11 protein-coding genes and 1 pseudogene are annotated in these 12,546 nt (G+C 64.5%); 5 read left to right on the top strand and 7 right to left on the bottom strand.

Translation table 11 applies throughout. The annotated features are described in order from the left end of the window. Window positions 1–831: a GNAT family N-acetyltransferase gene (locus NKH12_RS01745; RefSeq protein ID WP_352951602.1), complete on the top strand. Its 831-nt coding sequence runs from the start codon at window positions 1–3 to the stop codon at window positions 829–831. A 17-nt stretch (window positions 832–848) separates the two neighbouring features. Here the strand turns inward: NKH12_RS01745 and NKH12_RS01740 are convergent, their stop codons facing one another. Next, window positions 849–1,388, bottom strand: a complete 540-nt coding sequence (locus NKH12_RS01740) for an Lrp/AsnC family transcriptional regulator (protein WP_352951601.1) — start codon at window positions 1,386–1,388, stop codon at window positions 849–851. A gap of 48 nt (window positions 1,389–1,436) precedes the next feature. On the opposite strand from NKH12_RS01740, the gene NKH12_RS01735 reads away from it, so the two are divergent. After that, window positions 1,437–2,615, top strand: a complete 1,179-nt coding sequence (locus tag NKH12_RS01735) for an MFS transporter (protein ID WP_352951600.1) — start codon at window positions 1,437–1,439, stop codon at window positions 2,613–2,615. 133 nt (window positions 2,616–2,748) lie between these two features. Beyond that, a complete protein-coding gene (locus NKH12_RS01730) occupies window positions 2,749–3,174 on the top strand; it encodes a GNAT family N-acetyltransferase (protein ID WP_352951599.1) in 426 nt (141 codons plus the stop codon). Here the strand turns inward: NKH12_RS01730 and NKH12_RS01725 are convergent, their stop codons facing one another. The 3 genes and pseudogenes from NKH12_RS01725 to murQ form a co-directional block, all read right to left on the bottom strand. Further along, complete coding sequence (locus tag NKH12_RS01725; RefSeq protein WP_352951598.1) at window positions 3,175–4,305, bottom strand: anhydro-N-acetylmuramic acid kinase; 1,131 nt, start codon at window positions 4,303–4,305, stop codon at window positions 3,175–3,177. A 6-nt stretch (window positions 4,306–4,311) separates the two neighbouring features. Continuing rightward, window positions 4,312–4,438, bottom strand: a pseudogene (locus tag NKH12_RS01720) (esterase); the annotation flags it as partial. Window positions 4,439–4,466: 28 nt separating this feature from the next. Next, the gene (murQ, locus tag NKH12_RS01715; protein ID WP_352951597.1) at window positions 4,467–5,390 is read right to left on the bottom strand and encodes an N-acetylmuramic acid 6-phosphate etherase; all 924 of its coding nucleotides are present in this window, start codon (window positions 5,388–5,390) and stop codon (window positions 4,467–4,469) included. Window positions 5,391–5,537: 147 nt separating this feature from the next. Between murQ and NKH12_RS01710 the strand changes: the two genes are divergently transcribed. Both NKH12_RS01710 and NKH12_RS01705 read left to right on the top strand, forming a co-directional pair. Continuing rightward, window positions 5,538–6,674 carry a carbohydrate kinase gene (locus NKH12_RS01710; RefSeq protein ID WP_352951596.1) on the top strand — a complete coding sequence of 379 codons (1,137 nt, stop codon included), beginning with the start codon at window positions 5,538–5,540 and terminating at the stop codon, window positions 6,672–6,674. A 13-nt stretch (window positions 6,675–6,687) separates the two neighbouring features. Beyond that, on the top strand, window positions 6,688–7,617 hold the full coding sequence (locus NKH12_RS01705) for a pseudouridine-5'-phosphate glycosidase (protein WP_352951595.1): 930 nt from the start codon (window positions 6,688–6,690) through the stop codon (window positions 7,615–7,617). 35 nt (window positions 7,618–7,652) lie between these two features. On the opposite strand, the gene NKH12_RS01700 is transcribed toward NKH12_RS01705, so the two are convergent. Genes NKH12_RS01700 through NKH12_RS01690 form a run of 3 tightly spaced genes read right to left on the bottom strand, consistent with a single transcriptional unit; the run spans window position 7,653 to window position 12,542 of the window. Then, window positions 7,653–9,044 carry an FAD-binding oxidoreductase gene (locus NKH12_RS01700; protein ID WP_352951594.1) on the bottom strand — a complete coding sequence of 464 codons (1,392 nt, stop codon included), beginning with the start codon at window positions 9,042–9,044 and terminating at the stop codon, window positions 7,653–7,655. Between the two features lie 5 nt (window positions 9,045–9,049). Further along, on the bottom strand, window positions 9,050–10,291 hold the full coding sequence (locus NKH12_RS01695) for a VWA domain-containing protein (protein WP_352951593.1): 1,242 nt from the start codon (window positions 10,289–10,291) through the stop codon (window positions 9,050–9,052). Further along, entirely contained in the window at window positions 10,284–12,542 is a 2,259-nt protein-coding gene (locus NKH12_RS01690; protein WP_352951592.1) for a DUF5682 family protein, read from the bottom strand. The genes NKH12_RS01695 and NKH12_RS01690 overlap by 8 nt, the downstream gene beginning before the upstream one ends. Between the last annotated feature and the right edge of the window lie 4 nt (window positions 12,543–12,546).

The raw sequence follows: 12,546 nt of genomic DNA, 5'->3' as shown, positions 1-12,546 counted from the left end.
ATGCGCCGAACGATCAGAACGCTCGCACTTGACGAAGTAAAAATCCTTGTCGACTGGGCGGCAGCGGAAGGCTGGAATCCCGGTGTTGGCGATGCCGTGGCGTTCCAGGCAGCGGATCCCGAGGGCTTCATCGGCGCCTTTGTCGATGGCGAGATGGTGGCCGGTATTTCTGCTGTGGCTTATGGCGACGATTTCGGTTTCATCGGCCTCTACATCTGTCGGCCGGACCGGCGCGGTGAGGGCTATGGCAAGGCAGTCTGGGACGCCGGCATGGCGCGGCTCGGCAACCGCACGATCGGCCTCGATGGTGTCGTCGAGCAGCAGGCCAACTATCGCAGTATGGGTTTTGCGCCGGTCTACCGAACGATCCGGTTCGTCGGATCGCCGGATGTTCCGGCAAGGGTTGACGGCGACATCCGTGCAATAGGCCCGGAAGCGAATGTCCTAGACTACGACAGCCGATTCTTCCCCGCTCCGAGGCGGTTGTTCCTGGAACACTGGCTGCGCCCGCCGCACATAGCGCTTGCGATCGTCAGGGACGGCGCGATCGAGGGATACGGCGTCGCGCGCCGATGCCGGGACGGCTGCAAGATTGGGCCGCTCTTTGCCGACAGCCTAGACGCGGCAAGTCGTCTCTTCGCCGCGCTCGCTGGCATCTCCGGACCCGGAAATGTCCATCTCGACGTGCCCGAGACCAGCGGGCAATTTGCAGTTCGGCTGACGTCCGCCGGCCTTCAACCGGGCTTCGAAACAGCTCGAATGTACAAGGGAAAAGCGCCGCAGCTCACGCAGTCCGGGGTCTTTGCAATAACGACCTTGGAACTTGGTTGATTGGACGCAGGGTGGCCCTAATATAGCGGCTTGGCCATGTGTCGGGGCGCCGGCCATTCCGTCGTGATCCCGGGTTGCACCGGCCGCTCCAGATAGGTCGACAGAACCACATAGCTTCGCGTCGAGGTGACGCCAGGCGTTTCGTAAAGCCGCGACAGCAGGCCTTCGAGCGCCCGAGTATCCTCGGTGCGGACCTTGATCAGCATGCATGTGTCGCCGGCCACCGAATGAATCTCCTCAACTTCGGGATGCTCGGAAATCGCCATCAGTTCGGGGGTCTTTCCCCAGCCCTTGGTGTCGATGTGCACAAAAGCAAGCAACGGCTTGCGCACCGCCTTGGGATCGATGATGGCCGCGGTGTTGCGGATGGCGCCGCTGCGCCGAAGCCGCTTCACCCGTTCATGCGCTGCCGGCGGCGACAGGCCGACACGGTCGCCGAGTTCAGCATAGCTGATCGTGGCGTCATCGACCAGAACGCCTAATATTTTTCGGTCGATCAGGTCGATGCCACGGGCAGCAGGTCTGTTCTGCAGAATGCCATCTGTTTCTTCATCCATATCGAAATTCCTGATTGATACAGAATTTAATACGGCCATTATCGCCGTATGTCGAACAGTGATCAAGTCGCAACTTTGACGGCAAGGCCGCCTATCCCGGCGCTCGCCTATCTCCTCACCGGATGCATCGCCGTGATCGGCTCGAACTCGCTGGTTCTCGGTCCGATAGCGCCGGCAGTGGCGGCGTCGTTCGCGACAAGCGTGCCGGCCGTCATGATCGCGTCCTCTGCGTTCGGTCTTGGCACGTCGGCAAGCGCCTTGTTCCTGGCACGCTATATCGACCGGCTTGGCGCCCGTCGCATGCTGCAAGGGGCGTTGCTGCTGCTGGCGATAGCGCTTCTCGCCAGCAGCGCCGCGCCGACGGTGACGGCACTGGTTGCGGCCCAGCTTCTCGCCGGCATCGCCGCCGGGGTCGCCATGCCGGCAATCTACGCCAGCGCCGCGGTGATCGCGCCGCCTGGCCGCGAAAGCGGAACCATCGGCGTCGTTCTGACCGGCTGGACCCTGAGTATGGTAGCTGGCGTCTCATTGTCGGCGGTGCTGGCCGATCTCGTACATTGGCGCGCTGTTTTCGCGGCGGTCGCCGTCCTTGCGGCGCTCGCGTTAACCGGCCTTACGCTGACGTCGCTGAGCGATGCCAGAAAAAGCGGCCCGGCGCCGACGCCGCTCGGCGCTTTGGCAGTACCCGGCATAGTGCCGCTTTTGGTCGCCTGCGGCGCCTTCATGACCGCGTTCTACGGCGTCTATGGCTATCTTGGCGATCACTTTCACAATGGCTTGGGACGGCCGGTCAGTGCCAACGGCTTGGCCGCGCTCGCCTATGGCGCGGGCTTTGGCACGGCGGCACTTCTTGACGGCGTTATCGATCGCCTTGGCGCGCGACGCGTCATGCCGTTCGCCTATCTTCTCGTCGCGGCCGTCTATGTCGCGCTCGCCGCGGCAGGCAGTAGTTTCCATCTGACCATCGCGCTGGTCGCGGTCTGGGGCCTTGCCAATCATTTCGGGCTGAACGTGCTGGTGATGCGGCTTTCGGCGCTCGATCCGGCGCGGCGCTGTACGATCATGGGTTTGAACAGCGCGGTGACCTATCTCGCGGTGTTTGTCGGCACCACCGCCTTCGGGCCGCTTTATTCCAGCTTTGGTTTTGCGGCATCTGCAATGGTCGCAGCGCTGCTCATGCTGGTTGCCGCTTCGGCGGCGGCGTGGCGTTCGCGGCGGCCCGTGTAGTCGCGGAGCCACGCGGCGGCAGAGCTTGCGCTCCCCTCCTGTCCTTCGACAAATGCAAATGAAAGTGCGATAGCATCCGGAAGGACGCGGCGCTGTATACCGGTATCCGGTTGTGAGCCTGTCTGGACATGTGATGAACACGACGCTTGAAACCACTGCCGACCCTTCGCCGAAAGAGCTCGCTTTTCTCGGGGAGCGGCTCAGCGCGTTCAACGACAGCGACGTCGGTGCGGCCAGGAGGAAGGCGCTCGCCGTGTTCGTGCGCGACGAGCACGGCGCGGTTGTCGCCGGCATCTCGGGATACACCGCCTGGGGCTGGCTCTACGTGCAATGGCTCTGGGTCGATGAGCGACTGCGCGGCCAGCACATGGCCGGCAGGATGCTGGATGCAGCCGAACAGGAAGCCGTCGCGCGCGGCTGTCACGGCGCCTTGATCGACACGTTCAATCCGAAAGCGGTCAAGGCCTATGAGCGTCGGGGATATCGGCCTTTCGGCGTGCTTCACGATTTTCCCGTCGGCCGCGCCCGCGTCTTCCTGCAGAAGAAACTGCCGGCTTAATTAGCCGGCAAGGCGTCCGCCGCGCATCGGCTGTGGCACACCGGTGGTGGTCGGGAAGCTGATCGGCAGGCCCCTCAGCACGCGAACCGCAAGGAAGGCAAAGCACTCCGCCTCCACCGCGTCACCCTTCCAGCCGAGCGCCTCCGCCGGCACGGCTTCGACGCCGGCGCGGCTGGCAAGCATGGCCATGATCGTCGGGTTGTGGCGGCCGCCGCCGCTGACCACCAGCCGCTTCGGCCGGTGCGGCAGGAGGTCGAGCGCCTTGCCGACGGCCGCGGCGGTGAAGGCCGTCAGCAGTGCGGCGCCGTCCTCAGCGTTCATCCCATCCGCCATGGCCGCGCCGAAATCGAACCGGTCCAGTGACTTTGGATAGGGCTTGGCCAGGTAGGGATGCTGCAAGAGCTTGGCCAGCTTGGCTTCGTCGACGGTGCCGGTCCGCGCGAGCGCGCCTTCGCGATCCATTTCGCCAAGCCCTTTCGATTTGATGAAATCGTTCAACGGCGCATTGGCCGGTCCGGTGTCGAAGGCGACGACATTGTCCTTGCCGTCCCACCAGGTGATGTTGGCGACGCCGCCGAGATTGAGCACCGCCGTGTCGCCGCTGATATCGGCATCGCGCAGCAACGCGGCATGATAGGCGGCCGACAGCGGCGCGCCTTGCCCGCCGGCGCGCATGTCGGCCGAGCGGAAATCATAGGCGACCTTGGTGCCCAGTATGGCATGCATCAACGCTCCATCGCCGAGCTGGCGGGTCTGGCCGAGCCGGCCGGGTTGCGGGGCGCGATGCAGCACGGTCTGGCCATGGAACCCAACGACGCCGATATCGGCCATCGTCAGCCCGTAGCTTTCGACCAGATCCTTGACCGCCGCGGACTGGGCGCGCGTCAGCGCTTCTTCGGCTTCGCGAAAGATCGCCGGCTCCGGCCCGGCAAAATTCCAGGTCCTGGCCTGGCGCAGCGTCTCCTCCAGCAGGCTGCGGATCGACCTGGGGTAAGGCGCCAGCGTATAAGTGCCGAAATCCGCGATCCGCTCGCCGTCGGTCTTGATCAGCGCAACATCGATATTGCCGTCGAGAACGGTGCCGGTCATCAGCCCGACGGCCCAGATTGGTTCCCCACTTTTCGCAATCATCACTTGTTAGGCTCCGTTGGCGAGATCGCCGACCGATTGGCGAATCTCTATAATCCCGCTGTTGACGTGTCGGATGGATCCGGTTGGTGAGCAAGGTCCATGCCTTGCCTTTGTCGAAGTCGACCCGTCCTGTATACTGGTATGCCGGTATCCAGGCGGCTTCACAGCGTCTTTTCGCCTATCGCCTTTCGCAGAAACCCGCCCGCATTGTCGAGCGCCTTGCGCGCCTCTTCGATGCCCATCCCGGTGATTGTCACCAGGATCGCCAGCTTCACGTCCTTGCCGGTCTGGTCGAGCGCCTGTCGTGCCTGCTGCGCTGTGCAGCCGGTGGTCTGCATCACGATCCCAACCGCCCTGGCGACGAGCTTTTTGTTGCTGGGATTAAGGTCCACCATCAGGTTCTGATAGCTCTTGCCGATCCGGATCATGCTGGCGGTCGTCAGCATGTTGAGAACCAGCTTCTGCGCTGTTCCCGACTTCAGCCGGGTCGAGCCGGCGAGAACCTCGGGGCCGACAAGCGGAGAGATGGCAATGTCGGCAGTGCCGGCAATGACTGACCTGGGATTGCAGGAAAGCGCCACGGTCGTTGCTCCCACCTGCCTTGCATAGGTCAAGCCGCCGATGACGTAGGGTGTGCGGCCGCTGACCGCGATGCCGACCACCACATCGTCGGCGGTCAACTTGATGTCCTGCAGTGCCTTCATGCCTTGTTGCGGATCATCCTCGGCGCCTTCCACAGCCCGCACCAGCGCTTTGGGGCCGCCCGCAATCAGGCCGACCACCATGTCCTCGGGCACGCCAAATGTTGGCGGACACTCCGAGGCGTCGAGAACCCCCAACCGGCCGCTCGTGCCGGCGCCCATATAGACAAGCCGCGCGCCTTTTTGAAACGCACTAACGATCCGGTCTACCGCGGCAGCAATTTCCGGAATGACCTTCTCGACGGCGGCCGGAACGCCGCTGTCCTCGTCATTGATCATGCGCAGGATCTCGATGGTCGGCAGCAGGTCGATATCCATCGTCCTCGGGTTCCGATCCTCGGAAACCAACCGCTCCAGCTCCGACATCAACTCCTGTTCATTCATCCGCCTACTTTCAAACTTCTTGCCTTCGGCAACAAGTAATGTGATGCGGCGCCAAGCGTTGACCAGTACCCAGCGCCTGGCATTGGCGGACTCCGTTGGGCCAAACAAATGTTGACAACATCATCTGTTGTTGGTCAAAGTTCAACCATGAATTTGCACGAGCCGGGTGAGGCGATGGACGACCTTGGAGCACAGGAACAGGCGGTTCTGGATCTCATCGCGGCGAACCCTTTCGCCGGCCAGCAGGACATAGCAACGACGCTCGGCATTGCCCGCTCGACGGTCGCGGCCCACATCGTGCAGCTCGTCAACAAGGGCTACATTCTTGGTCGCGGCTATGTGTTGCCGGCCTCCAAGCGCATGATCTGCATCGGCGGCGCCGTCCTGGACCGCAAGTACCATGCCAAGAAGGATCTGATCTTCGAGACGTCGAACCCGGTCGACGGTTATCGCAGCTTCGGCGGCGTTGCCCGCAACGTCGCCGAGAACCTCGTCCGCCTTGGCGTCGATGTAAGCTTCGTCTCGATTGTCGGCGACGATGAAACCGGCCGCTCGCTGGTGCGGCATCTGCGCGACCTGGGCGCCGACGTCAGCCAGGTCATCACCACCATGGAGCGGCCAACGGCGGAATATGCAGCGATCCTCGACCTCAACAACGATCTCGTGCTCGGCATCGCCGACATGGAGATTTTCGATCTGTTTTCGTCATCCTATCTCGACCGCTTCTGGCCGCATCTGGCTTCGGCGACATGGGTGTTCATCGACTGCAACCTGCCGGCTGCAACGATCGCAGCGCTGATGTCGCGCAAGCAGGGCGCGCGCTTCAAGCTCGCCGTCGACACAGTGTCGTCGCCGAAATCGGCACGGCTGCCCAAGGACCTGACCGGCATCGACCTTTTGTTCACCAATCACGACGAGGCCAACATGATGCTTGGCATCACCGATGCCGACAAGCGGCTAAAGCCGAAGGAGGCTGCGGCGGCGCTGCGCGCGGCCGGCGCCAGCGAGGTGATCGTGACCATGGGCGCTCATGGATTTGCGGTGGCGACCGAGAGCGGCGTGGCGACGATGCGTTCCGTCCCGGCCCGCGCCGTCGACATCACCGGCGCCGGCGACGCGATGATTGCCGGCACCATGTACAAGGTGCTTTCGGGAGATCCCGTGCCTCACGCTGCGCGCACCGGCGCGCTGCTCGCCACGCTGACCACCGAGAGCGAATCCAGCGTCCACCCCAATCTGTCGCCGCGCTTCCTTACCGCCGGCATGTACCGCATTCCCGCCTGAAAGCGAGACGGCTATGAAACCTTCCCTTCTCCACGTGAACGACGAAGTCGCGGCAGCACTTCGTGAAGGCAGCGCGGTGGTGGCGCTGGAATCGACGATCATCACCCATGGCATGCCCTATCCGGCCAATCTGGAGACCGCGCGCGGCGTCGAAACCGTGGTGCGCGAGAACGGCGCGGTGCCTGCCACGATCGCGGTGGTCGCCGGCATGATCAAAGTCGGGCTTGACGACCGTGAGCTGGAGCAGCTGGCAGCGGCAAAGCACGTGGTCAAGGCCTCCGGGCGCGACCTCGCCGCCATCATGGTGCGCAGCGGATCGGCCGGAACCACAGTCTCGGCGACGATGCGGATCGCCGCACTCGCCGGCATCGGCATTTTCGCGACGGGCGGCGTCGGCGGCGTGCATCGTGGCGCCGAGGCCACTTTCGATATCTCGGCCGACCTGACCGAACTCGGCCAGACCGGCACGACCGTCGTCTGCGCCGGCGTGAAATCGATCCTCGATATTGCAAAAACGTTGGAATATCTGGAGACCCAGCGCGTGCCGGTGATTGCCTATCAGAGCGACGATTTTCCGGCCTTCTATACGCGCTCCAGCGGACTGAAAGCCGATCACCGCCTCGATACGCCCGAGGACATTGCGCAGGCCATGCTGCTGCACGAGCAGATCGGCTCGGGCACCGGCATCCTCGTCGCCAATCCAATTCCGGAAGTGGACGCGCTCGATCCGGCCTTTATCGACGGCACGATCACGGCAGCGGTGGCAGAGGCCGGGACACGCGGCATCGAGCGCAAGGAGCTGACGCCGTTCCTGCTCGCCCGCGTCAACGAGCTTTCGCAGGGCCGCAGCCTGAAGGCCAATATCGCGCTGGTCCGCAACAACGCTGCGCTCGCTGCCCGCATTGCCGTGGCGCATGCGCGGTTGAAGCGCATGGCCAAATAGGCTCAGCGCCCGGCCGGCGCTACCGGCCTTCGATTTCAGCCGGGCCCGAGATCGAAAACCCGCGCGGCATTGAGGATATTGTTCGGATCGAAAGCCGCTTTCAAGCGCCGCATGGCCGCGATCTCGGCATCGCTGCGCACCAGGTGCAACCATTCCTTCTTGTCGAGGCCGATGCCATGCTCGGCCGAGACGCCGCCGCCGGCCGCAGCGACGCCCCGATAGACGATGTCGTATGCGGCCGCCGGATCCACCGTGCGGACCTGATAGTGCAGATTGCCATCGCCGAGATGGCCGAAGACGTAGATGTCGGCGTTGCGGTCAACGGCCTGGATTGCCGCTTCAGCTTCCCGCAGGAAAGTCCCTATCCGCGCCAGCGGGATGCCGACATCGACGCCGACCAGACCTTTTATCGAAAACAGGAAGCGATTGGCGTCCTCTCGCACCGCCCACAGCGCGCGGAATTCGCGCGGCGACTGCGAGACCACCACGTCGTCGATCACGCCGTCCTCGACCGCCTGCATCAGCACATCGGCAAAACGTTCGCCGTCGCGGTCGGGCTCGCTGCCCTGGATCTCGGTGAGCACATAGACGAGCGAGCCGACGGGCAGCGGCGCCGGCGCGTTCATGCCGGCGACCATGGCGCCATAGAGCGGTGCGAAATTCACCTCATAGGCCGAGAGCAGAGGTCCAAGCTTCTGCCTGAGCAGCCCAAGCAGCGCGATCGCCGCGTCGAGCGAGGCGAGCGCGCAGAAGGCGTTGACCTCGGTAGCCGGCTTCGGGTGCAGCCGCAGGCAGGCGCGCGTGACGACGCCCAGCGTGCCTTCGCTGCCAATGAAGAGCTGGTTGAGGTCATAGCCGGAATTGTCCTTGGGCAAGCCCTTGAGCGACGTCAGGATGCTGCCGTCGGCAAGCACCGCTTCCAGCCCGAGCACCTGCGCGCGGTACATGCCGTAGCGCAGCACGCGGATACCGCCGGCATTGGTGGCGACATTGCCGCCGACCGTGGCCGTGCCGCGCGCGCCGATGTCGACGCCGAACAGCAAGCCGGCCGCATCGGCCGCGTCCTGCACCATCTGCAGTGGCGCGCCGGCCTCGGCGACGATCGTTGCCGCCTCGCGGTCGGGGGTCTCGATCGCCGTCATGCGCTCCAGCGACAGCACCGCTTCGCCAGGCTGAATGCGAGCCGCGCCGGCAAGCCCGGTCCGGCCACCCTGGATGACAAGCCTCTGCCCCACTTCGTTGCACAGGCGCAGTATGTCCGACACCTCGCCGGCCGTGCGCGGACGCAGCACGAACTCCGGCGGTGCGCCGGCTTTGCCGTCGGGATCTTCCCTGTAACGCGGTCCGGCCTCGTCGGCCGAAACGATCGCTGATCTGTCCAGCCGTTTTTCCAGCCGCGACAGGAGCTCGGCAACCTTCTGTGACATGGGGCTCACTCGTTCGCCCTAGGCGCTTCGGCCTCGGCCCGAACCAACTTGATGTCGGCTCCCGCCGCCCAGGCGCCGATATCATCCCGGCGCAATGCCGCCGCCATCATGTCCGGAAACAAATCCGGCGTGCAGGCGAAGACCGGAATGCCAAGTGCGGCAACCGAACCTGCCATTGCCGGATCGTAGCCGGGCCGGCCTTGGTCGGTCAGTGCCAGAAGCACGACGACATTGACGCCGGATCGAACCAGCGCCGCCAGCCGCCGCAGCAACTCCTGTCCATTGCCGCCTTCGTAGAGGTCGGTGATCAGCACCAGATGCGACTTGGTTGGCCGCTCGATACGGTCGGCGCAGTAGGCGACGGCCTGGTTGATATCGGTGCCGCCGCCAAGCTGCACGCCGAACAGCACTTCGACGGGATCGCTGAGTTCTTCGGTAAGGTCGACGATGGCCGTATCGAAACAGACGAGCTTGGTGCGCACGACCGGCAGCGAGGCCATCACCGCCGCGAAGATCGAGGCGTAGACCACCGAGCTTGCCATCGAGCCGGACTGGTCGACGCAGAGAACGACTTCGTCAAGATCGACCAGCCGGCGCTGCTTGCGCATGAAACCAACCAGCTTCTCCGGCACGATGGTTTTGTGCTCGGGCTGGTAGTGGCGAAGGTTCGCCGAGATGGTGCGCTGCCAGTCGATATCGCGCGCACGCGGACGGTTGGTGCGCTTCGATCGGTCGAGCGCGCCGCGTATCGCCTCGGCGGTCTTCTGTTCCAGCTTCTGCATCAGCTTGGCGACGATGTCGGCGATGATCGTGCGGGCGATGTCCTTGGACTTGGCCGGCATGACCGAGCGGAGCGAAATCAGGTCGGCGACCAGGTTGACGTCCGCCTCGATCGCCTTGAGGAACTCCGGCTCCATCAGCATCTGCTTCAGGTCCAGCCGTTCGAAAGCGTCCTTCTGGACAATCTGAACGACCTGCGCGGGAAAGAAGGAGCGAAGGTCGCCCATCCATTGCGCAACGCGCGGTGCCGAGCGGCCAAGCCCGCCACGCCGCTTGCGCGGGTCACTGGCCGCCGCGCTGGCACCATCGCCGTAGAGAGCATCGAGTGCCGCCGAAAGTCGTTTGTCGTCGCTGGAAAGTGCCGCCGACGCCTCGTCATCGGCGCCGATCGCCAGGCGCCAGCGGCGCTCCCTTCCGGCATCTGCAGTGAGTGGGCCGGGCCCGCTCATTTCGCCTTCGTCATCCATTGCCGTTTCCTCCCATGAGCAATGGTCCAAGCTGTTCCAGGTGTCGGCGCCATGCCTCGCCGCCATCCGGCGTCGGCGTCAGGCCGGCCGGCAAGCGCGCGGCACGGCCGAGAACCGCTTCGATCATCCGCCGGCGCTCCATGCTGTCCAGATTGGAAAACACACGGCGCAGCAACGGCAGGTGCGCGATGAAAGCATCTTCGTCGAGAGATTTGAGCCAGGAATCGACCGCGCCGCGCAGACCTTCGTCATAGATCAGCCGTTGACCGGCTGTGCTGAAGAAGCCCTCGAAGAACCCTGCCGCTTCAGTGACTAGCGTGCCCGGCGTCAGGCGTCGCCCGAGCAGCCCGGCTGCGGCTTCGGCGGACAGGCGGCCGGCCTCGTAGAGCAGGTGCGCGGCGCTTCCGGCCAGCAGCGCCGTCGCCCGCGACCCCTCCAGCACGGCAGCCAGCCCGTTGCGCCATCCGTTCAGCACGTCTTCCCCTGGCTCGACCAGCCTGATCGCCTCATCGGCCTTGCGCATCGCGCTAGCCAGCGTCGCGGCGGCCTGCTCGTCCAGATCGCGTGCCGCATAGGGCAGCGCGATCGCACCTTCGACGATCAGCCGCTCCATAAGGCCGGACAGCCGGTTCGTTTCCGTTTTGCGGGCCTCGCCGTAGCGGATGATGTCGGCGAGCGGCGGCATCGACGCCAGAATCTCCAGGCATTCGCTGCTGCGCGCCGCTCGCGCCTCCAATGCCGCGAGACCTGCAGTCGATGCTTCCGACAGGCCTGCCGTGATGGCGCCCTGGACCAGTGCCGCAAGCGTATCGAGGGTTGCTGCGGCTTCGATCATCTGGATCAGGCGGCCGTTGGCAGCCTTTTCGATGGTCGGCCCGTAGATCAGGTTCTCCACCAGGCGAACGGCATATTCCGGCTCCCAGGCCAGGGTCCACCGCTCGCGGAAGGTGCCACGGCTGCGACCGGCGTCCGTCAACTTGCCCCAATGCACACCAAGCACGTTCAGCCGATGCAGCAATGTCGAACGAAACAGCCCGCTGTCGCTTCGCAGGTCGACGGATAGTTCCCGCTCCAGCGCCTCGGGTTTCAGCCGCGCCGCCTTCTGGTTGCGCTGCAGATCCTCGATCAACGGCGCCAACGGCGTGTCGGGTGGGATTTCCCCGACGTCCGCACCCAGAAGCAGTTCGGCCTCGACCAGAGTCCACAGCAACGCCTCGCCATTGAACAGAGCCGCTATCGCGGCGTCGCGCAATTCCTCAAATCCGGGTTTCGGCCGCTCGCGAATTGCGGCGAGCGTCCGGGCGAGCCGCTCCGCTTCGATCAACGAAGCGGTCGAGATCAGGTGACCTTTCGCCCGCAGCACCGCTGCGATCATTGCAAGCCACAAGGTTGCTGCATCGCGCCGGCCGCGCGTGCGCCAGAGATGCTTGCACCAGCCAGGTGCGACGACGCCCGCGCCATAGCCGTAACCCAGCGCCAGACGTGGTCCCGTCCACGGCGCCCATGTCATCGTGCTCTTGCGCCTTGCAATCCCCTTAAGCAGGGCTTGATCGTTTTTCTGCGTCTGTGTCGCCTGCAGTGCCGGCACATGCCACGCCCCGCAGACGACGGCGATAGGTCCGTCGAATTCCTTTCGCGCCGCGGCGATTTCGAGCCGCATGTGCGCTTCGCGCTGGGCCTCGAACTGCGCGATCGAGCCTTCACCATCCCTCAGCGTTATCATCGCGTCGGAGATGGCCGCGAATATCGGGCCTGGTTCCGGATTCTGCTCGATGATGTCCGACCACCAGCTTTCGCCATCCTCATAGCCGGCGGCGCGCGCCAGCGTGCCTATCGGGTCACGCCGATGCGAAGCAACATCATCATGCTCGCTTGCTTCCTTCGCTTCGCCAGCATCGACTTTTTCCGCGCCATCGGCCGCCGCTTCCGTGAACCGCGCCGACGACGGCAGGTCGATGAATCGCAACGCCGCCTTGTTGTCGACGGCCCAAAGAACCGCCTGATATTCGGGCGAGAACTCGGCGAACGGCCAAAAGCTTGTCGAAGCCGGATCCTCCTCCGGATAGCAAAGCAGCGCCACCGGCGGCTGCATTTCCGGGCGCGCCAGCAACGGCAGCAGCGCGGAGGCGTCAATCGGCCCCTCGATCAGCACGGCGACGGGTTGCAAGTCCTGCAATGCCTGCACAAGGCTGTCGGCGGATCCCGGCCCGTGATGGCGTATGCCGAAATAGGCAACGTCGTTGTGCCCCATGGCG

The sequence above is a fragment of the Mesorhizobium sp. M1322 genome (assembly GCF_040318085.1).
GTDB lineage: Bacteria > Pseudomonadota > Alphaproteobacteria > Rhizobiales > Rhizobiaceae > Mesorhizobium.
This window is presented reverse-complemented; position numbering and strand designations above follow the sequence as displayed.

Coding starts and splice junctions, on each gene's coding strand:
- NKH12_RS01745 (WP_352951602.1), top strand. CDS start 1: ATGCGCCGAACGATCAGAACGCTCGCACTTGACGAAGTAAAAATCCTT.
- NKH12_RS01725 (WP_352951598.1), bottom strand. CDS start 4,305: ATGATTGCGAAAAGTGGGGAACCAATCTGGGCCGTCGGGCTGATGACC.
- NKH12_RS01690 (WP_352951592.1), bottom strand. CDS start 12,542: ATGGGGCACAACGACGTTGCCTATTTCGGCATACGCCATCACGGGCCG.
- NKH12_RS01710 (WP_352951596.1), top strand. CDS start 5,538: ATGAATTTGCACGAGCCGGGTGAGGCGATGGACGACCTTGGAGCACAG.
- NKH12_RS01730 (WP_352951599.1), top strand. CDS start 2,749: ATGAACACGACGCTTGAAACCACTGCCGACCCTTCGCCGAAAGAGCTC.
- NKH12_RS01695 (WP_352951593.1), bottom strand. CDS start 10,291: ATGGATGACGAAGGCGAAATGAGCGGGCCCGGCCCACTCACTGCAGAT.
- NKH12_RS01735 (WP_352951600.1), top strand. CDS start 1,437: ATGTCGAACAGTGATCAAGTCGCAACTTTGACGGCAAGGCCGCCTATC.
- NKH12_RS01700 (WP_352951594.1), bottom strand. CDS start 9,044: ATGTCACAGAAGGTTGCCGAGCTCCTGTCGCGGCTGGAAAAACGGCTG.
- murQ (WP_352951597.1), bottom strand. CDS start 5,390: ATGAATGAACAGGAGTTGATGTCGGAGCTGGAGCGGTTGGTTTCCGAG.
- NKH12_RS01705 (WP_352951595.1), top strand. CDS start 6,688: ATGAAACCTTCCCTTCTCCACGTGAACGACGAAGTCGCGGCAGCACTT.
- NKH12_RS01740 (WP_352951601.1), bottom strand. CDS start 1,388: ATGGATGAAGAAACAGATGGCATTCTGCAGAACAGACCTGCTGCCCGT.